The 20,857-nt window shown below is 33.8% G+C and carries 17 protein-coding genes; 3 read left to right on the top strand and 14 right to left on the bottom strand.

Features of this window, described 5'->3' with window-relative positions:
* Nucleotides 1-171 precede the first annotated feature (171 nt).
* The 12 genes from BO48_RS09170 to BO48_RS09115 form a co-directional block, all read right to left on the bottom strand.
* Nucleotides 172-660 (bottom strand): hypothetical protein, encoded by a 489-nt coding sequence (locus tag BO48_RS09170; RefSeq protein ID WP_496367155.1) that lies wholly within the window; start codon nt 658-660, stop codon nt 172-174.
* Between the two features lie 17 nt (nt 661-677).
* Entirely contained in the window at nt 678-1,070 is a 393-nt protein-coding gene (locus tag BO48_RS09165) for a hypothetical protein (protein WP_496367154.1), read from the bottom strand.
* Entirely contained in the window at nt 1,071-1,949 is an 879-nt protein-coding gene (locus tag BO48_RS09160) for a hypothetical protein (protein ID WP_496367153.1), read from the bottom strand.
* A gap of 192 nt (nt 1,950-2,141) precedes the next feature.
* On the bottom strand, nt 2,142-2,504 hold the full coding sequence (locus BO48_RS09155) for a hypothetical protein (protein ID WP_496367152.1): 363 nt from the start codon (nt 2,502-2,504) through the stop codon (nt 2,142-2,144).
* A gap of 1 nt (nt 2,505) precedes the next feature.
* Entirely contained in the window at nt 2,506-3,054 is a 549-nt protein-coding gene (locus tag BO48_RS09150) for a DUF1643 domain-containing protein (RefSeq protein WP_496367151.1), read from the bottom strand.
* A 125-nt stretch (nt 3,055-3,179) separates the two neighbouring features.
* Nucleotides 3,180-3,632, bottom strand: a complete 453-nt coding sequence (locus BO48_RS09145; protein ID WP_496367150.1) for a JAB domain-containing protein — start codon at nt 3,630-3,632, stop codon at nt 3,180-3,182.
* Nucleotides 3,633-3,694: 62 nt separating this feature from the next.
* Nucleotides 3,695-3,994 (bottom strand): hypothetical protein, encoded by a 300-nt coding sequence (locus BO48_RS09140; RefSeq protein ID WP_496367149.1) that lies wholly within the window; start codon nt 3,992-3,994, stop codon nt 3,695-3,697.
* Nucleotides 3,995-4,335: 341 nt separating this feature from the next.
* The gene (locus BO48_RS09135) at nt 4,336-6,000 is read right to left on the bottom strand and encodes a recombinase family protein (RefSeq protein ID WP_496367148.1); all 1,665 of its coding nucleotides are present in this window, start codon (nt 5,998-6,000) and stop codon (nt 4,336-4,338) included.
* Nucleotides 5,969-7,387 (bottom strand): recombinase family protein, encoded by a 1,419-nt coding sequence (locus tag BO48_RS09130; protein ID WP_496367147.1) that lies wholly within the window; start codon nt 7,385-7,387, stop codon nt 5,969-5,971. Before BO48_RS09130 ends, BO48_RS09135 begins: the two co-directional genes overlap by 32 nt.
* Nucleotides 7,388-7,621: 234 nt before the next feature.
* Nucleotides 7,622-9,442, bottom strand: a complete 1,821-nt coding sequence (locus tag BO48_RS09125; RefSeq protein ID WP_496367146.1) for a DUF927 domain-containing protein — start codon at nt 9,440-9,442, stop codon at nt 7,622-7,624.
* Between the two features lie 34 nt (nt 9,443-9,476).
* Complete coding sequence (locus BO48_RS09120) at nt 9,477-10,448, bottom strand: hypothetical protein (protein ID WP_496367145.1); 972 nt, start codon at nt 10,446-10,448, stop codon at nt 9,477-9,479.
* A gap of 467 nt (nt 10,449-10,915) precedes the next feature.
* Nucleotides 10,916-12,439, bottom strand: a complete 1,524-nt coding sequence (locus tag BO48_RS09115) for a hypothetical protein (protein WP_496367144.1) — start codon at nt 12,437-12,439, stop codon at nt 10,916-10,918.
* 280 nt (nt 12,440-12,719) lie between these two features.
* On the opposite strand from BO48_RS09115, the gene BO48_RS09110 reads away from it, so the two are divergent.
* The gene (locus BO48_RS09110) at nt 12,720-13,736 is read left to right on the top strand and encodes a hypothetical protein (protein WP_496367143.1); all 1,017 of its coding nucleotides are present in this window, start codon (nt 12,720-12,722) and stop codon (nt 13,734-13,736) included.
* A 316-nt stretch (nt 13,737-14,052) separates the two neighbouring features.
* Here BO48_RS09110 and BO48_RS09105 read toward each other — a convergent pair whose 3' ends face one another.
* Complete coding sequence (locus BO48_RS09105) at nt 14,053-15,195, bottom strand: cation:proton antiporter (protein WP_496367141.1); 1,143 nt, start codon at nt 15,193-15,195, stop codon at nt 14,053-14,055.
* A 593-nt stretch (nt 15,196-15,788) separates the two neighbouring features.
* Nucleotides 15,789-18,209, bottom strand: coding sequence for an nSTAND3 domain-containing NTPase (locus BO48_RS09100; RefSeq protein WP_496367140.1), 2,421 nt, complete (start codon nt 18,207-18,209; stop codon nt 15,789-15,791).
* A gap of 257 nt (nt 18,210-18,466) precedes the next feature.
* Here BO48_RS09100 and BO48_RS09095 point away from each other — a divergent pair, with 257 nt between their 5' ends.
* Nucleotides 18,467-19,237: a DUF5986 family protein gene (locus BO48_RS09095; RefSeq protein ID WP_496367139.1), complete on the top strand. Its 771-nt coding sequence runs from the start codon at nt 18,467-18,469 to the stop codon at nt 19,235-19,237.
* 32 nt (nt 19,238-19,269) lie between these two features.
* Nucleotides 19,270-20,448: a helix-turn-helix domain-containing protein gene (locus tag BO48_RS09090; protein ID WP_496367138.1), complete on the top strand. Its 1,179-nt coding sequence runs from the start codon at nt 19,270-19,272 to the stop codon at nt 20,446-20,448.
* The last annotated feature ends 409 nt before the right edge of the window (nt 20,449-20,857 follow it).

The following is a 20,857-nucleotide window of genomic DNA, read 5'->3' as shown; positions in this document are numbered from 1 at the left end:
GATAACAAAGAAATGCTGTTGATGTATCTACCAACAGCATTCCAACTAGTATCTTCAGTTAAATCAAATCTTAAACTTGATGTTCCCATTTCCTTAATTCATCCATGATCTCTTTATGCTTTTTTACCTGAGTGGCTCATGTTTTTGCCCTATAACTCCTCTGTTTGTGCTTCATGATTTATCGTGCTGTATTGGTTCACCGAGCACATCTGTTATGATGTTACTAATTGATTTTCCTAGAGGGCCTCTAATTGCATACATTCTTCTTGCAGAAGAAGCAACAGTAGTGATGCCAACTAAGACACCTATAGGGCCAGTAAATATCACAAGGGGCAAACCGATTAATCCTTTGGCTACTTGCTTAAATGGTTTTCTATCAAAAACCACCCGTACTCCAATCACATCAGCATTTAAAGGAATACCAACAGCGATGATGTAGTTACTTTTACGATGACTCAATGAATAGATGATTATTTTGGCTTTGTCATTAAATTCTTTTAAAAGTGTTCTTGCAGTAGATGAAGATGGTCCCTTTATTATTTTATCTTTATCTAAAGTTTCCTCTGATTTGTTATATTTATAGTTTTTTTCTAATGCTAAATATTTAATTTCCGACTCGAAATCTTCTAAATCTGCTGCCTTAAAATAATTAAATTTCATTAAATTAATCCTCTTTTCTAGATAGAATTATTTTTTGGAAATGTTTTTACTCTTAATTCCGCTTCAATTTCTCTATAACTTCTTTTAGCGGTCGATTGTAATTTAATATCTCTATCGAGTTCTTTTTCAAGTCTGTATTCACTGTACATATAATATGTTTCTAGATGGTCATCATACTTGTATCCACGTTTTTTCATCACACTATCCATTGACACCTTGTGTTTTGTTGAGCCAGATTTATTGCTTAGCTCGTTTCTTTTTCTTTCTATACTCTCGGATGGAAATTGATCATAATACTGGTAGCGTGCATCTGATCGTAAATTACTTTCTGCCATCTTCCTATCTACAAAATTGAAAGCCTTCTTTCCAGCACCAACCGGGACATCAACAACTTTCTTAAATATGCTCATTTATTTATGCTCCTTTGTATTTATAGATTGGTTAACATATATATCAATCATTGCTATTAATTTATTGGTAATCATATCTTTAACAGGTGTCGGATCAGTCAGTCGAACTAATGGAGCGTGGGTATAGCTTAGTATCAATGCATCATTTACATTCATTTTAAGTGTGGCCACTACAGACTGATTAGTAACAGTTTCAACAGAAGTTACAGATACCGTATCTTTAAGCGATTGCCACAAGGATTTTTCTATTTCAAAGGTGACAGTTTGGATTTTATCTTTTGACGGTGTGTCAGTTGAAGTGAAAGTATGTTCATTCAGTTTGTAATCATAAATTTTATTTTTTTGACTGACTTGAGGTGTGAAGTCACCAAATTGAAGACCTAAAGCATGAGGATCGACTTCTGTTTGGTGATCATGATGATAAAGTGAATGCGACTGTTCCATTGCGTTGTTGACGTGTTGGATATTTTCAATCGGTAAGGGGCTTTTGTTAATATTGAATGAATTTAAGACTTTCAGTAAATCTTTGTTGTCTTGTTCGTATTGTGTCAGTATCATTGTTTCCAATAGTTGATGAATGTCCTGATTTATTACTGGTGTGCTCGATCGTATGAGTAAAAGCAGCATTTTAAATGTGTGATTGTTTTGTCTGGTGTCTTCACCGTCTAAAAAATAGCTGTTATCCTGATGAGAATAAGTGACTTCGAGCCGTTGACCGCCATACTCTTCAGAGTCAAAAAAATGAGAACGGATATCATCAATATCTCTTTGGATGGTACGTTTATCCACTTGCATTTCATGACTTAACAAATGTTTGTTTAGACGTTGCCTCTTCATCAGACGGAGATAGATAGACAAAATACGGTCCGCACGATTCACCTTCTCACCTCCATTGGTTGCTTTACATTCATTTTAGATGATGCATTAGTCATATTATGTCTATATTAAGATTTATTTTTTCCAGTGTTTTACAATCTCATTATTCTCGTAGATGTTGGTCGTATAAGCTTTTAAATGATAATAAGAACTGGTTAGACACATAATGTCTAACCTGTTTATAAAATCGTCACTTTACCAGTTTGAACTGAAGTAAAGATCATATCTACCATAGTCAATAAACTGTGCATGATAGAAGTCTACCGCTGCCTGATCGACATAGTTATGATACATACGATCATAGTCATAGGTGCCAAAAAATGGACCTGGAAATGTCGGTAACAACTCCGGTCCTTTTTCGCGGTTGAATCGGATTTCGTTTAATATCTGATATATTTCTTCTCGAATGGATTCTGTTATTAGTACTTTGCCACAGTTTTGGAGGTCATGCTGTTGTGCAAAGTAACCCTGTAACGCATTAAACTTTCTATAATAACTGAATTCACTCACCTCTTTAGTGTCCTTATCTTCAACATATAAATACATATCTAATCCCATTTTATTTCACTCCTGCCTTTTTATTTTTATCATCGGTTCGTATTGCTAATTTCTCGACCATCCAAAAATTTCTGGATTTTGGATTTAACGGGTGACATATTTCTTTTGAATCAGGATTGACTAACACACGTAATTTGTCTTTGTATTCTTCAAGTAACTGGTTCACTTCTTTGATACGTTCAGTAAAATTTTTAGAATTTGTCGATCCCCAAGCTAAAATCACTGTATCGCTGCTTTCTGCTGCTTGAGTAATATACTTATCTGTCTCTTCATGAACTAAATCTTCTACTTCATCAATACCTTTATTGATATTGACATTACTGAATAGATTGACGAGGCAAAGTTGACCGAATGACTGTTCATACACGTTATTTGTGATAAGCATGGTAGTAAGGTCACTTTTTATATCACCATCCAGGTTTGGATATTTAGTAATCACTGTAACGAGGGGTTGTTTTGAATTCCACACTTTTTTCAGTAACAAACGATGGTTCCTATCTTCACTAAATACTGCTTCTGTTTTGATTGTATGTTTTACAATTTGAGTCATATAAATGCTCCTCCTGATAATTATTTTCTTTTAAACGAGTCTCTTTCTTCGACAAATTTTAGTATTTCAGTCGCAATTATGATTGCGAGTTGCGTATACTGCATCCATTTCATAATCATCCTCCCCTAATTAATGATGTTGATCTCTTTCATTGAGCAATATTCCTCCTGATGATTGACGATGATGTGGTCGAGCACTTCAATTCCCAAAATTTCTCCTGCATCGACTAATCTTTTAGTGAACTCAATATCTTCATTAGAAGGCATCGTATCGCCCGAGGGATGGTTGTGTGCGAGAAATATAGATGCAGCATTGGATAGCACTGAATTTTTGAAAATTTCTCTGGGGTGTACTGTACATTGATTCAAACTCCCAACATGCGAAATGTCGAGGCTGATTACCTTATTTTTAGTATTTAAACTTAGCGCAACAAAGTTTTCTCTATCAGCATTGCCAATTAAGTCTTTAACAATATTTAATCCATCTTCAGGGCTCTTAATGACATCGTTTTTTACTTCAACGTCTTGCACAAATTTTTGATATAACCGATTCATTGGTATACGTAATGTTTCTTGCATATATATGCCTCCATTTATTTTTTAGATAAAAATAATCTCAACCTCAGAATGTGAAGTTGAGACTATAATTGATTGATAATTATGTCGTTATTATGCTGTAAGTACAAAATGTTCTGCTGATCCTCAATCATGTAACCGAAAGCGATGAGCGTTTGCTCGTCATAGACTTCAAAGGGGAATATCGGCTCATCATCTGCACTATAATAGTACAGTTCGTGCGTTAACTCCTTGCCATCAAATAATTGCTGATGCTCGTTCTTATGGAACGTTTCTTCGCACGAGAGTGTGAATGCTTCAGACAACCACAGATCAGGCTGCTTATCATAGTACTTCTTCATATACTCTTTCAATTGTTGCTTCATGATTTTTACTCCTCCTTTTTGAACTCGCAAACTCGTGAAATTTAAGGGATGCGTCTGAATATTTCAAAGGTGTAAATGTCCCTTTATTAAATATATATACATATATATTTACGAGTTTTGCTAAAGTTTTTTTGTTTTCTTCTATCCTCCTTTCTTATGATTCATCAAGATAATAATATATATTTGAAATTGCTGATGTTGCGAGAAGGAATAATTTCTATGGTATTCAGAGTTGGAATTATAAACTCGTAAACTCACAATTTTTCAAGGATATAACTGAATAGTTATAGGGATATTTATATGTGCCTTTTATTTATATATATTCATAAATATTTACGAGTTTACGAGTTTGAATTTTTATTATTTATAATAATACCTTTTGAATATAATAAAGGCGAAGCCCCATTTTGATGGGCTTCGCCTTCCATTGTGTTTTCCAGTAAAGTGGTGCCGATATCTTTCTTTAGATATATTGTAAAATCGTCAATTTTTCGTTTCCCTTTTTCTTTTTTGAAGGTGATTTTATCAATGATGGCTAAGTACATTTGCTTGATTTGCATTTTGTTTTCTTGTTTGAAGGAATCCGCTAATCGCTTGAGTACTTTCTCCATATCGTTCTCAGTATATATATCTGGTACAATGGAATCTACTTTTTGATTTGTCACTTTTTTTAGCTGCTCTTTTTTAAGATTGAGTTCGTCTGTTAATTGCTCCACGCGTTCACTGAGAATCAGTTTTAATTCGTTGTCCGCTTTAGAAGCTTCTTGCAGCCTGGTGATTTGAGCTCCAAGTTCCACGATATCTGATTCCAGCTGAGGTGATTGATTATTGATTGAAACTTGTCGCTGGTGTGCTCTCTCATTTGCTTCTCTAATGACTTGTTTTAATACAAGCGGTTGATTGAGCAGCAGTAAGATTTGTTTTTGTACAGCGGCTTCAATATCATCGGCTCGGATACTATTGGCACTGCAGACACTGGCTCCTTGAGCTCTGAATCTTTGACATGAGTAATATCTGATTCGCTTCTTAGTGCCATCTTTTAAAGTATTGGTGGTATTAGCAGCAATCATCGCTGAGCCACATTTTGGGCACTTCAAAAGGCCGGTAACTACGTTGGATCCACTTCCAAGCACTCTTGGTAGATAACTTCTCTCTTTCAATTGCTTTTGAACTAATGTCCATTGTTCTTTGGTAATGATGGGTTTATGTTTGCCTTCAACTAATATATAGTCTTCATTTTTATTTTTTCGGCCTCTTTTTTCGTAATCTAAATACAGATTAAATCGGACCTTGCCGGCATAAATGGGATTGTTTAAAATATATTTAACGGCTGATATACTGAATGGTTTCTCTTTTTTCGTTTTAAATCCTTGTTTATTAAGATGATTGGCGATGGCCCGGAATCCTTTGCCACTTTGATAAAGGTCAAATATCTGTCGTATGATTTCTGCTTCATAGATATTAATCTGAACAGGTTCTCTCGGCGACTCTGGCTTATCATATCCAAGCACCCTTGCACCATTGGTATAACCATCATAGGCGCGCTGTTCCTGGCCCAGTTTCACATTGTCTATAATGATGTTTCTTTCATACTCTCCCACTGCCGCCAGCAACTGCATCATAAACATGCCTGTAGATGTGGTTACTTCAAATTGCTCTGAAAAACTATGAAAATCAACGGAATGTTCCTGTAGAGTTTCTACCATTGAAATTAGATCCCGTAAATTCCTTGCGAGTCGGGAAAGTTTCCAGACGTAAAGTTTATCAAATCGCTGTAGCCTGCTGTCTTCTAGCATAGCTTGTAAGCTTGGGCGTTTTGTCATATCACTGCCACTGAGTCCCTTGTCGATATATACATTATATATTTCGTAACCGAGCTTTTTACAGTGTTGGGTCAGCGTTTCCACTTGAGCATCGATTGAAAACCCATCTTTTGATTGCATCTCAGTAGAGACACGTGCATAAATAGCAACTTTAATCGGCTGCTTGTTTGTTACTGTGTTCATCCATTATCTGCTCCTTCATTGAATATTTTAATATATTCTTCTTAAAACCTTTGATATAAACACCTTCAAGTGCCCCATCTCGTGTCACTTCGACACTCTTTATAAACGGCCAGATTGCTGCTTTGACATCTGGTTGGGTTTTGATTAACTGTATTATTTTTTCTAGTGTCACTGCATTTAAGTTCAACGTTTCATTATCGTCATCATTATTCATATTTAAAGTAGCCATCTGTGTTTTGAATTCGTCCATATTGATTCGCCCATTCGCCAGATCGGTTATGAGCCTCTCCCGTTGTTGTTGGAGTTGATTAGATTGTTGTCGCTGTATCAACTGCTTTTCCTTTAAACGCTTTAAAATCTCAGCATGTATTTCTTTCAACTGTTCTTTAGAGGTAATAAACTGGAAGATTGACTGTAAGACTTGGTGCTCAATTTTTTTAATTGGTATCGCTGGCATCGAACAATCATCATATTGATCTTTCATACGGGCGGAGCATACATAAAATGGTGTCGAATTTATCTGTTTCCGGTTATGAAATGTTGTCATAGTGAGACTACAAATGGGACATTTGATTTTTCGACGAAGCTTGGCTTGCACCGGTTTTGCTTTAGTTCGAATTTTCTTGGACTGTCTGATGTCTTGTGCCTTCTTGAAAGTTTCCTGGGAAATAATCGATGGTATGATATCTGATATTCGTCCATACTTTCCGACATATTGTCCGGTGCATTTTTCATTTTTTAATATATAGCTTACTTGTTGTGGCGAGCGAAATATCAAATCGTTCCGTCGCTTTGTCATCTGTGAAATTTTCTTGTACCCATGACCATCTAAATACAAGTTGAAAACTGTTCTGATGGTCTCTGCTTCTTCTGGAACGATATGAAATTGCTCATCCTGGTAACGATAACCAAAGGGTGCAGACGTACTGACCGGTTGACCTTGTAGGAACTTGGTGCGTAGACCGCTTTGTTTATTTTCACTGATGATGTTACGTTGCAATTCTGCTATGATCGTTAGAGTCTGTATTTTAAACTTATCCATAGCATTATGACTGCTGAGGATATTGTCGTTGACACTTTCGATGATGACATCATTCGTTTCGCAGAGATTTAAAAAGTTCAGTAAGTCAACTGTCTTCCTTGAAATACGATCTATTCGCCAAACGATGACTTTTTCCACTTGATTAGATCTGATGTTATTTATCAAATCTTTCATGCCTTTTCGGTTCATGTTTTTTCCCGACCCAGTATCAGTGAAATACTGATTGATTTCTATACCTTTATGCTGACTATATTGTTCAATCGCCTCTCTTTGTGCGACTGTAGAAGACTCGCGCTCCTGTTTGTGTAATGATTGTCTAGTGTAGGCAATAACTTCTTTTTTCATTCACATCACCTTATTTTGTATATTAAAAGGAAGGTCATTCAGACCTTCCTGGATCATAGTTAATCTGTGTCTTCCTCGTCAATTTTAATCTCTGATTCGAGAATGTTGACTAATGAAGTGATGAAGTCATCCATGTCTTTGTGCATCATGACCTTTTCTCCTCCTTCTATTATTTTAGTTTGTATAATGCTGGTTATTTTTGCATAACATAAGGCGGATCCTTAGCTCTTCTTTTTATAAATTTATATCTGAAAGAGCTTCATCAATAGCATCCATGTCATCATTATCCTCTTTTATACTCATGAAAGGATTCTCTGTGAGGTTATCTTTATGTGCCCCTTCATCTACAAGTCTCATATTCGGATTGTCAGTAACAGTTTCAGCGATATTGAATAAATCTTGGTGTTCTTCTGGAATCGTTATAGTATAAAAGGATTCTCGTTTCGACTTTCCATCTGTAGGGATGGATTCTTGGCTTGCGATTCGATCGTCAAGTTTTTTTATAATATAGCCTTTATCCACGAGTGAAGTTTGTATTTTTTTATGTCCTTCAAAATTATGCATTGTGATGATATCATCGAAGACACTTTTTAGTAATTTAATGTTGAAGTATTTAACTTCTTCCGAGCTACCTTTTATACGGGCACGTGTTTCTGTATATTCATAAAAACCAATCGTCTCTCGTCCACGTGCATACCCCTCTTTTTGATCAGAGATTAAATGTTGATTTTTTATTAAGTGCATAATGAGTGTGTCATAAAATTGATCTGCAATATCTCGTTTTGCAGCTGTCTGCTTTTCATGCTGTATCAATAAATTTTTAATAGTATCTAGATTTACCAAGTCAGATGTACTCAATTTTTTTTCAATTATTGCTTGGTTAAAAATATCTGCGGCGGTGACAATAGCAGCATAAAAATTCGATATTCTTTCAACGACTGAGCTAGTGTCATTAAGTGTTTCCGTAAAATACTCATGATGGTCTTCAAAAATACCAACCACTTCATCAGTATCACTCTTAAGTAACACTGATGATACTATCGGTAATATATGTCCGTAGTTTTTTAGAATACATTTTTTGATTGCTGTGGCTTGTTTAGCAGATTCTGTGACAACGCCATCCAGTTCGAGTATACGTACACCAACCCCAGTATTCTGGGAGTTCGTAGTGTGTTCAGTAACATTCGTTTCACCAGTTGAGAAAATGACTGTGGCTGCATCTGGTTGCTTCCTTAATTTGCCGTCAATACCTGCCCTACCTCTAGGATTTCCTTCCGCCAATTGATAAATCAACTGTGCGATATTATGACCACGGTATGTCGAAATTTCATCGAACAACATTGGAATACCAAAGTTGTCTTGGATAGTTGCTAAAAAAGCATTGTCAGTATTATTCCAGTTTTTGAATTGACCTTTACCTTTACGAGGGTTTCCCGCAATTGATAAAGCTAGTTGTGCAGCTGTAGTTTTCCCAGTGCTGGAATCACCTGAAAAATGAACAATAGGGTTAAGGACATCAAGGCTTTGATGAGCGAGGTATCTAACTACAATACCTGATACACCTAATGTTACTGCTAGTTCTAGCTTCGGTGTTCCTTTAACATGAGATTCATACATTCGAAGCCATTCTTGGACAGTGCCTTTTGGCGTTAAGTCATAATTGGATTCTGGATCTAACTTCCCCGTTAACGATTTATTATCAGAAATCATTTCATGACCGTGAAATGATAATTGATTAGAATTTTTAACCAGTCCAACGCTGTTGTATAAATATTCTGGAACACAAAAAGTGGTTTGTGCCACTAATTCATTCAATAAACTATTTTTATTGGCGGGAGTGATTGCAAAGCCATACTTTGTTAAAGACTCGAAATTTTTACTGTTCAAAGTTTCCATAGTGATTTCATGTTCATTTCCATATCCATCATTGATAATGATGAAATTTTCCTTTGTTTCCATATTGATTTTCTTTTTAACAATCTGAATCGGCGGTGCAACTTTATAATGGTTGCCGTTTTTATCGGTTGTATACCATCCGTCTTCTTTTAATAGCATTTTGTGCCTCCGTTATTTTTTAAAAGTTATTCTTTCATACGTTCATGATGTCAACTTTAGCTTTACATGATGATAAGTAATCGAGGATAGTATTTTGATCCTCGAGTTTATCGGCTAAATCATTTTTATCTACAATCACAACGTGAGTAATTTCTTTTTCTTCGACAGCTCTCATAAGCTTAAAAACACCAGGCTTCAATGCATGGGATAAAAATTCCTTACCAATTTCTTTTTCTATTTTTAATATAGTAAACTCTTGGACCATCTCGTCTTCAAATGAAGATGAAGACAAATAGTTATCAAAAAATATTTTAAAATTATTTTGATGAGGATGGTCTTCTATAAGCTGAGATAAACGTCTGCTTTTCAATGATATCTTAGTATCTCCTCTGTAAGCAGAGATATAAATACAGGAAGTGTCTTCGAACTTTGAGACTTCTTGATTTGGATAAAAGTTAGCTGACTGATTTAATTCAGCAAAAGTGTCAAGCCATTGGAGAGATTTCCCATTAAAAATTCTGCCAAATAGATCTTCAGATGTTTCTCCTCTAAAGAGTTTCGATGTATTGGTAAAGAATCTTTCCAGGTCTTCCAGGTGTCGGTACCATTCATTCAAAGGTATATAGTACCGATCAACTAAAACAAATGTGTTGTACAGATCAATATGGTCAAGAGCTAAATCCATTAAATCGAAAAATGTATAAAGAATTTTATCCTGTACGAAATTTCCAAAATACAAGCATGACTTATCTTCTTTGTAGTCTTCTGTAAATGGAAAGCATGCATCTAGATTATGCGCTTGCTCGTGTGGATCATCGTCAGCGTCACTATAATCTACTGCCATGTATCTTTCTTGGAAGTCTTGTGTATTAAATGTATATAAGATATTTGGACTCATTTCCATCAGTTCATCCATAATGTAGCCACTCATCAAATCACTTTTTCTAAAATCGAAATCAGAAATGCTATGAGCATTGTCAATTTGTATAATATTCAGCTGGTCCATATAAAAACCTCCATTATCAATTTAATATTGGCATGCGACCCTTGAGTCGCATGACCAATACTTTTATTCATCTTTTCCGCGTGTTCGATACTTGTTGTTGCCTTTTGTCAACATGATTTCAAATTTATGCGAATTCTTCTTCGCATAATATGCAAACTTGGTACCTAGATATTTCTGCTGATTACCGTCCAAGTTATGAGAGATCAGGGATATCAAATCTGCGGTGGTATACCATATATCTTGTGGTTGAGAATAAGCACTTGCAATCATTCTTCGGTACGCGTTACTTTCATGTTCTTGTAGTAATTTTCTCAAAGTTATCATTCCTTTCTTTACTTTTATTATTCAGTTGTCAATGTTCATAGTTAAGGCTTGGAAGGATGTTCTTCTTTGATGTGACTCTTATGCTAATTCATTAGAGCGTAAAAAAATCCCCTACCTTGAGGTACAAGGTAGGGGAAATTCTGTTAATGTATAGCATCAAATCTTTCTTTTATATATGATACATTTAAAAATGTGTCTTGAAGTGGTTTTAATTTATGATTCGGGATATTCAATAAAATGTGAAGTTGTTTTATGTCAGCATAGTAAAGTTTTCCATAGTCAATTGATTTATCATTTATGCATATTGACTGTAGCCATTCGTTGTATGCGGAAGTTAGTTTATAAGTTAATGCATCTATATTTAATAAAGTAATATAATCAGATCCATGTGTCATAAACTCTTTAACATAGTATTGAAGGTCATCTATAAACATTAAAAGATTGTTGTGTTCATTCAATGTTGAAAGTCCGAAACGTGAAAGCAAAAATGACTCTATTAATTTTATTGACGACGAATCTTTATTACCAGTTGGGTCATCAGATAGTGAAGTTTCCTTGGCATAAGTGTGAATAAGTTCTTGAAGAGTCTTTATAAAATCGGGTGGGACAGTGATATTTGAACTAGGTGAAGTGATAATCTGGTGTATTCGTGCTGCTGGACTAGTTTTAGTATTAGAACTATTTTCCGAACTCATATATCTGAGATTCATCAAGAATGAAATTACAATTACTTGAGAAATATTTAACTCATCTTCGATTTGTTTGATATCTTCATCATACTGTCTAACCTGTTCTGATGATTTGTTAGAACTTCCAATAAGATAAGGTGTCACTCCATACTTACTATAAATTTTTCGTTTGGGAATTTTCCCTTTTCTCCCAAGTTTATCAATATGGTGTTTTAAATGAGTGTCTAATAAACTTTCTAAATAATTATTTAATCCGGATGCATCGATGTAGTTTATATCATTGTCTACAGTTATCTGGTCGTCCCATTTGTAATCTTCCAAACTTTGAATAGCTGACATCTTTGGGATGGTCAATGATTTTAATGTATCACTGTTTTTATTCCCTTTAACCCCTTCATCATCCTCAATATCAGTATGATTCTTTTCTTTAAAGTATGGTTTACATATTAAATGTAGCAAGTCTTTTTCTTCTGATGAGTTATCTTGCTTACCCATTACATTTTCCATTTTGAAAAGCTTGATTTTCTCCTTAGTAATATTTTGGTCTCCAATTGTTAAAGGCTCATATAGATCATTGGAATTTTCGGCTGCGGATTCTAGAATTTGTTCACGGAATCTACCGATCAGCATGGATGAATATGATTTGAATGTTTGATCAAGAAATTTACCACTATTTTCGAGTTCATTAAAAATAAATTTTTTTATTAAATTAATATATCTATTACACAAAAATTGAACAGCTTCTACTTTCTGTTGGTCCTTTAAGGTGGGAGTATCATCATCAATACATAAAACATGAGTAACGTCATTGGCATTATAATAGATGGTATTAAGTGAGACGGCATTTTTATCTGAAAAAGATATTGTTATATTTTCAGGTTTGTCGATGAGTTCATGTAAAATGTTTATGGATTTATGCTTATTGATGAATTCACATATCAGTATTAAAGGGCTCTCGTTATTATATATCACTTCCATAGTATTCTTCTCTCCTGTATGTCAGAGTATAATTATTATATATATTTATTTTGTATTTAGCAGTTTACATTATGAATCTTATTAAAACTCTCTATACTATAACTATAACATCTCATGCTTTAATTAATTATCGTATAAGAAGTAGCTTATTTCGGTGAGAAAGATACCACATTAATTTGTGAAATTGGAGAATGCAAAAGTGTATTTTATTCTGTGGAGCTATGAAAAACAATTTAATCTGTGTAATATATAGCTCTTCTTAAAAGAAAGGAAAGATTAGATGGCTCAACCTGATATTCATGAAAATCTACCAAAAGAATATCATAAAAAACAAATTTTAATGTACTATCAATATGATATTTTAGTAGATATATTATTTAAAGCAAATGAATATAACTTATCGGAAGTTCAGTTACACGGAGAACTTTTAAAAGAAGTAAAAGCAGATGAAGATATCATAGAATTTTTATTAAATAAACAAAAAAAGGCAGAAGTTATAAAAATATTTAAACCACATTTCTTTTTCTCGATACTAGTGGATTTAACAGATTTTATGCTTGAATCTCTTAGATGTATTGAAAAAGGGAAAGTTGTTGTTGCATTTTCACTTAGCAGAAAACCATTACAAGATAACCTTTTCTATCTATGCTGGTTATTAACAAAACCCGAAGATATAATTTATAAGCTACTCAAAGGAGAAGACTCATCTATTTATGATATAAGTAAATTGAAAAGAAGCAATAAAGAAGAAATTTTAAAAGTACTAAGAGAAGCTTGTAATATATTATCTACTCAACACGATATTGATCCTGGTCATTATAATCCAGAGATACTTTATGACTTGATATATGAAAAATCTTCTCCATCAAGCATGTCGAGTATGTGGGATCAATCTATTCATCTAGTTACATCGAACAAACACTATAAAACGACACCAGGTAATATTAACTTCCTATTTTCTCACGAGGAAAATTTGTTAGAGTTCATGGAATCTTATTTTCAAAAGATGCCTGCTCTGTTAGATTTTTGTTTGGAGGTGTGTGTGAAATTATATGAAGATATTTTAAATATGCCAAGATCGTTAAGTTATATAAATTTTTTAATCCGGATTCTCAAACGGCACGAGGGTTTTGATATGCCTATTTTAGAATTGAGAGATTTTTTTGAAGAAACATTACCAGAGCATATAACATTTAATTGTGATTATTGCTCTCAAGATTTTAGTATGACCGAGGAAGTAGCTTATGAGTATTTTAGAGACCCCTTAGTCACCTGTCCTCATTGTGGCTTCGTTTAAAGAACTGGTAAATACTTAATAGGACATGAACAATTAGCAGATTTAAAAAGCAAACTTATAATCGATTTAGATTGAAACCTGCAGAAGAGTAGTTTTGCAAAAGAGTTTACCAGAAGATGAAAATAAACTGCATCATAGAGTGAGACGCTGAAGCGTATCACGAGTAGTGGGTGTAAGGGATAAATTAAATCACAATTGTAATGAAATAGAAAAGCGGAGATTGATACCAATCTCCGCTTTTCAGTGTTTTTCAATGTCTAAAATCCCTAGAACTACGTGCTCAAATACTACATCCCTCACCACTTTTTATGCATATTCAGCTACTCTTCGGCAGAATGAGTTTTGCGATAAGGGGGAAGATGAGCACCGTCACTGCCCCGCCGGTCACCATAGTAGCAGCTGTTACCTGATCAATGATCTCCGAAGACGCAGCAACTTGTGTTACCGCTACGATAATCGGCAGTCCGGTAGCGGAATATAAGCCTAAAGCAATCTGTTCTCTCGATGATTCGATACCCGAATATGTGTTGCTCCAACGTTCTCTAAGGAATACCACCAAACCGCGAACAATCGCAATCAATGCGACGAATCCCAGCAGAAGTTGCCATTCTCCGAGTACCTGACCGAGGTTAATTGCCATTCCGCTGGTGACAAAGAAAATCGGAATCAGGAAGCTAAATCCTACAATCTCAACTTTGTGTGCAATTTCCTCCCCGTGCTCCGGATCAAAAGTCTGGAATACAACGTTGAGCAGGAGCCCTGCAGAGAATGCGCCCAAGGCGATATCAAGTTCAAATATTGCTGTGACTAACATTAGAGTAACCAATGCAAAGACAGTCATCCTCAGCGTCGTTTGCATTGTTGTATTGGATGCCGATACAACAGCTTTTCCAAGCAGTGGGACCCTTCGAATGAATCGTATTGGAATGCCGACTACGAAAACAGCAATCATGGCGAAGAAAATCAGGACCAAGGAGGCCTGCCACGGTGCAAATGCGGAAAGCAACAATGACATGGCCACGATTGGCAGCAGCTCTCCGTATGCGCCGTGCGTCATCGCCGCCCTGCCCAGTGGGGTATCCATCCCGCCTGAGTCCTTCAGAATAGGCAATAATGTTCCCAAAGCCGTTGAAGTGGAAGCGATAGCGAGCACTATAGCTACACGGATATCAAAATCGGTAAGTAAAAGACCGGCACCAACGCCCAATACGGCGCAAATTATCCATGTGAGGGCGGCATGCTTGCCTTGGCGCGCACGCATATCGGAGGTGCTGACTTCAAAACCTGCCAGTAAAAACAGAAAACCCATACCGAGTTCACGAAGAAACGCCACGGCCTCAGTCTGCTCAGCTAGCCCGAGCATGTTGGGACCGATGATGACTCCGAATGCAAGCAGCCACACCACATCAGGCACATATTTACGCGAGATGAGTGCAAATATCGGTGCGAGTGCTGCCATCAGCACTATCCACCATACTGAGGTAAGGTTATCGACTAATAGATGATGATCGGGCATATTTAAAACTCATTTCATATAGTATTTTCCCCGTACTAGGGCAGAGTTGCTATGTAGTTGCTGTAATCGATTCAATTTATCAGGAGTCAATGGAATTGCACGCGCATCATAAACATTTGATTTTTATAAACTTAAAGGGTTTCCCAAAGAAATCCCCGGAGGTAAATATTTTATTCCTTTTGATGTTATAATATCTGATGTAAAATGATCCATAAGGGGAGACCTCTTTTCTTGGGATTTGTTGTGGTGACTTGATTCTACAAGAAAAGGGCTCCCTTTTCCTATTTGCTCATTTACACAAGATATTTTACGCTCCCATAGAACAGCATCTTTTCTATCGAGTATGTAAGGGAGAGTACAAATTATTGTTGGAAGAGTAAATATTGATTCCCTTGCATTCAGGTTGTTGGATTCGATAATGGGGACCGGCTTGCTAAATCTTTATAGGTTGTATTTCATTATTTGTACTTATTTGATTAAATATCTATAATCCATATCCTATCAGAAAAATTAAATAATTATTCTAGACTAAATATTTATTCTAAAGGTTTGTTTAATATTTCATCAATTTGATTTATTGGATGTATTTCTTCTATTTTTGTTGATCCATTTTCGTACTCATCTCTATGGTTTTCTTGATAATTTAAGATATAGTCATATACATAGTTTTCCATATTACTAAAATCGAGTATATCAAATTCTATACTTACTTTGCTAAAATAAGCTGAGATATCGATATCTTTATAAATCTCATCTTTTAATTCATCAACTATCTCATAAGAAATGGTATCAATATCTTCCTCCGGTATGTGAAGAGGATTTTCTAAATAACCCGGGCTTTCCAACGTATCATCAATATAAAAATCAATGTCTTCTAAGTTATCTATTTGTGATTGTACTAAATCAATTTTGTAAGATAATATACTTTGAAATATATTTACGCCTGTTTGTTCTTCTCCCATGTCAATTAACTCGTTTTGCTCTAAATAATTTCCAAATATGTCATACATCAATTCATTTATTAATTCAGTAATCTCGTCAATGTCTCTTTCTATATTATTCAGTATATTTGATAATAGCAGTTCATTATTATTACCAAAAACTAACTCTGTAATGAAAGTTTTTTTAAAATACTCATTACTGTGTAAAGCTATTTGATTTATAATACGAAGCCAGTTACCAGTTGGTTTTTCTTTGTCTTCAAATTGATAAAAATAACCTTTGAAATCCAATAATATGTTCGAAAATATAGTTTTATCATCTTCAGTTATTGTATCTTTTAGTATAATAGACATTAATTTTTCTCCAGTAAACTCCTTATAATCTTCGAAACACTCGTAATTACTATTTAATTTTTTATATATAAAATCTACACCTGGATACATTACTAGCTGTTTTAAGTATAGGGTATGATTAACCACTTTTTTTCTCATATAGCCGAGATTCTCTATCTTATTATTCATGTAATCATGCACAGATGGATTGGAGAAATCAATATATTTATTTTCGAGATTATCATCTGTAATAATAAATTTCACCCAAGAATCATCAAGTTCTTTTAGTATGAAATTAATGTCTGAAGTGCTATCTAAATTCAAGAAATCATAAGCTCTCTTACTTTCTGATAAATCTACTGGTTGGTTATCAAACATGGTAAGACTGATTAAAAAATATTTTGCTTCATTCGTAAGTTTTTCAAATAATTCATCATATAATGATCTCGGACTATTTAGTGTGTTAACAAAATCTTCTAAATAGTCGTTATTACTAGTTAACGTATTAGAGATAATATGGTCTACTAACCTTGGGTTAAAATTATTATGATTGATAATATCGTTATATTTTCTTCTAATTTGTAGCTCTGAATATTTATTCTTAAGAATTGCCTTATCCTTGTCGTTAAACCGATTATAGTGTTCTTCGAAACGTTTTCTAAGAATAAGTGCTTTATCTTCATTACTATAATTCGACATATTGATAGTTACTTTTTGTTCTGATCTTTTATTAATTATCGATTCGAAATCAATATTACTAGCTGTAGCTTTATTAATAATTTGAGTTCTTGTATTAAAAATTAAATAAATATTCTCAGTAGTTTCAGTTAATGGTAAAAATCTTTTTAACTTATTTAACTCTGAATCATTACGATCGAAAGTGTTTCTACCTAAAAAGTCATCAAAAATAACCAATAGTTTTTCTTCGCTATCTTTGAAATTATTATGATATAAATCTATTATGCTTTGTATTTCCCCTATGTCTCTCTCTATTACATTGAACCGAGCATCTTTTCTGTTTGAAAATAATTTTCCCAATACATTACAAGTAGTACTTTTACCCACCCCAGGCTCTCCTATTAAGAAGACTATTCTATTTGATTCTAGAGTCTCATAAGCTCTCTTAAGGTTAAATGTTTCCGCATAATATGTTAAATCAAAGTCTTTAATATACTGATGTGATTCAGAGTGAATAGTCTTCCTATTATTAAATCTGATTTGGTCTATTAAGTCTTTCTTTACCAATCCATAATTCTTAAATATATCTATATACTGTTCTTGAGTAGATAAGTACTTTAAGTCTTCCCCATCAATTATATTGTCTTCAGATATAATATAATTTACATTTAAATCTCTAATTTCTTTCCTGGTATTAGGATTCAAGGAAGTGCTAGTTATAAACACATATTGAAATATAGATTGCCAGTTATATTTTTCACTAGTTCTGTTAATTTTAGAAATCTCTTCTTTAATTTTATTTAATACATTTGATGGTCTTGTTCTTTGATTAAGTCTTTTAGATTGAATTACAATAGTTGGGTTTATCGTATCATCAAGTCCATCTATACCATCGTCTGGTCCTTCTCCAAAGTCATGTATCTCTTTCCCAAATTTAATACGCGCAATTTCATTGGCAAATTTCTCAAAGTCATCAGGTGATAAATATTCTGTTGGGAGATTCACTATATCACTTCTTTCGTTTACTACTTTATATCTTTACACAAAATGTAATGTACTAATCAATGCGTACTTTATAAATACTTATAAATATATAATAACTTAGCTTTATTATATCCTGAGTATGCCATCAAAGGTAGCACTTAGTAATCAAATTTGAATAGTAGACATTCATGACTTAATTTAACTATATATGTTGTTTTGGTTGACTTTTTATTGTAATATGTAGTTATAGTTTTATAAAAGGAAGGGGTATTTATGGGATGGTAGGCAAGCTATGTACTGAAAATCCGGCTATAAAAGATTTGATTACTGCATTTACGGGTGAAACTAAAAGCATAACGAATGAAATTGCTCAAGAACATGAGTTCATTACTAAGAATTTTGCTAAATTTGGTGGGTGGGATATAATTTTCAAAAGAGTTGGTGTAACTGCACTTCAAAGTGGATTGATTGTACTAGTAAAAAATCGAGGGGCATGGGATTTTGTAGCTGTTTTAAATGATGAAACTGAAGATTTATATGTGTTTACAAGAGAAAAAAATATTGAAAATATTGTTAAGAACTTTGGCAAAAAAAGTATTCATTATTTCCATGCTCTCATTACTAAAAATGATATACCACAAGAATTAAATAACTATCAAATGAAACTATTCCCCACGACTACAGAGGAATATGAAATGAAAAGATTAGAAGTAGCACAAAAAGTTCTGGGTGAGAGTTATTTTGATATCCAACGAGTAGTGTTTATCGTTTCAAAAGAAAGTGGAAATAGAATTGTAGGAGCCGAAGCTAGGTTATATGATAAATATTTTAATATCATAGAATCTACTGATTGGTCTAGTCATGTTAGTAAAGAAGAAGGAGAATATGAAAGCATTGCAATTCTTAACTATATTGATGATGAGACAGAAGAATTAGTTATACCAAAAATTAAAGAAAATATAAAAAAGAAAGATACAGATCCAAAAGTAGCTGACAAAAAAACACCAGAAAACGAAGAAGATAATGAAATAGAGGATAAAGATAGTTAATTACCTCTTTGAATATTAAGGAGGAACAGAACGTGTTGAATAGAGAATTTAATGGATTAAGATTAAAAGAAGGAAGGATTTATCGAGGTTATACAATTACAGAGTTGGCTGAGTGTCTAAATGTAAGCAAACAAATGATTTCTAAATATGAAAATGGTAAGTCTACACCTTCTTTTGAGTCGTTGGTAAAATTAACAAAAGTATTAAAATTTCCCAGAGAATATTTTTATGAAAAACCTGTAGATATACAAGTCGGTAATACTTATTTCCGTTCGTTATTAAGTGTTGGCAAAAAAACTAGAGAAATGCAATATGACAGAGTAAAATATTTAACCACGATAAGAACATTGCTAGAAGAGTATGTGGACTTTCCTCATTTGGATGTTCCTGAGTTTACTGAGAACGATTTGGAAGATATGGATGTGTTAAGTAGAAAATTAAGAAATGAATGGAACATAGGAAATAAACCAATTAAAAATATTGTATTATTACTCGAACAAAAAGGTTTTGTGCTGTCATCATTAACACTAGAGAATAACTTAATTGATGCTTTTGGTACCCATCATGAGGTTAATGGAAAAGAATATTATTCTATCATTTTGGGTAATAATAAAAAATCTTATTATAGAAGGCAATTTGATTTAGCACACGAATTAGGTCATAAGATATTACATGATCCATATATAAATTTAAACGATTTAAGTAAAGAAGAGTTTAAAACGATGGAACAAGAAGCAAATGATTTTGCAGCCGCGTTCTTATTACCAAAAGAAGAATTTATTAAAGATGTTTCAATGTACCCGTCTAATTTAGAATACTATAAAATTTTGAAAAAAAAGTGGAACGTTTCTATTGGAGCAATGGTAATGAGAGCATATAAACTAGGTGTTATTAACGAGGGTTCATATCATTATTTACAACGAGTTATTAGCAGTAAGGGTTGGAGAAAAAAAGAGCCTTTAGACGATATAAAAGAGTTAAATGCTCCAATCGGAATGAAGCAGGCAGTGGAGTTATTAATTGAAAATAACTATATAACTAGTAACGATTTGATTTCACATCTATCTCAGAAATATGGACTGAGTTTATTTAGCTTTGAAATCGAAAACCTCATAGGATTAGACAAGGGATATCTAGGAACAACAGAGATCCATCACAAAGATAACATCGTTAATTTAAGTGATGTCATAAAAAGAAAAGAAAGTAATTAAAGCGAACTATAAAACAATTCACGACTTATGAGTTACACATCGATTTTTTTATAAATTAGTGAAATATATGTGCATATTTGTGGAGTTTCTCTACGATAGACGGGAACGACTCACCGGAATCATACCGTTCAAATACTTTGAGCAGATCCTCGACTGATACATTTCTTTTTTGTGGTATAGAAAAGATCTCTTCAAAGTAGACACCTAGGAAAGTGAAAATTTTGAAGGGAGCATACCAGATGATACGTATCCTATCACCTTTTGATGGGTTTAAATCCAGTTACTAGTGTTAAAGGGACTGAGTATAAAATGCTGTAGTGTAGAGAAGACATAGAGCTATTTGGGATCATCGTCCGGTCCACCGGGCGATAAAAGAAACTGCTTAAAACCTTATGATACCAGGGGTTAC

Source organism: Lacicoccus kunmingensis DSM 17847 (assembly GCF_059568765.1).
The sequence above is the reverse complement of the archived record's forward strand: the minus strand, read 5'-3'. Positions and strand labels throughout refer to the sequence as shown.

Coding starts and splice junctions, on each gene's coding strand:
- BO48_RS09095 (WP_496367139.1), top strand. CDS start 18,467: ATGGTAGGCAAGCTATGTACTGAAAATCCGGCTATAAAAGATTTGATT.
- BO48_RS09135 (WP_496367148.1), bottom strand. CDS start 6,000: ATGAACACAGTAACAAACAAGCAGCCGATTAAAGTTGCTATTTATGCA.
- BO48_RS09110 (WP_496367143.1), top strand. CDS start 12,720: ATGGCTCAACCTGATATTCATGAAAATCTACCAAAAGAATATCATAAA.
- BO48_RS09145 (WP_496367150.1), bottom strand. CDS start 3,632: ATGCAAGAAACATTACGTATACCAATGAATCGGTTATATCAAAAATTT.
- BO48_RS09140 (WP_496367149.1), bottom strand. CDS start 3,994: ATGAAGCAACAATTGAAAGAGTATATGAAGAAGTACTATGATAAGCAG.
- BO48_RS09105 (WP_496367141.1), bottom strand. CDS start 15,195: ATGGCAGCACTCGCACCGATATTTGCACTCATCTCGCGTAAATATGTG.
- BO48_RS09125 (WP_496367146.1), bottom strand. CDS start 9,442: ATGCTATTAAAAGAAGACGGATGGTATACAACCGATAAAAACGGCAAC.
- BO48_RS09170 (WP_496367155.1), bottom strand. CDS start 660: ATGAAATTTAATTATTTTAAGGCAGCAGATTTAGAAGATTTCGAGTCG.
- BO48_RS09120 (WP_496367145.1), bottom strand. CDS start 10,448: ATGGACCAGCTGAATATTATACAAATTGACAATGCTCATAGCATTTCT.
- BO48_RS09115 (WP_496367144.1), bottom strand. CDS start 12,439: ATGGAAGTGATATATAATAACGAGAGCCCTTTAATACTGATATGTGAA.
- BO48_RS09155 (WP_496367152.1), bottom strand. CDS start 2,504: ATGGGATTAGATATGTATTTATATGTTGAAGATAAGGACACTAAAGAG.
- BO48_RS09165 (WP_496367154.1), bottom strand. CDS start 1,070: ATGAGCATATTTAAGAAAGTTGTTGATGTCCCGGTTGGTGCTGGAAAG.
- BO48_RS09150 (WP_496367151.1), bottom strand. CDS start 3,054: ATGACTCAAATTGTAAAACATACAATCAAAACAGAAGCAGTATTTAGT.
- BO48_RS09130 (WP_496367147.1), bottom strand. CDS start 7,387: ATGAAAAAAGAAGTTATTGCCTACACTAGACAATCATTACACAAACAG.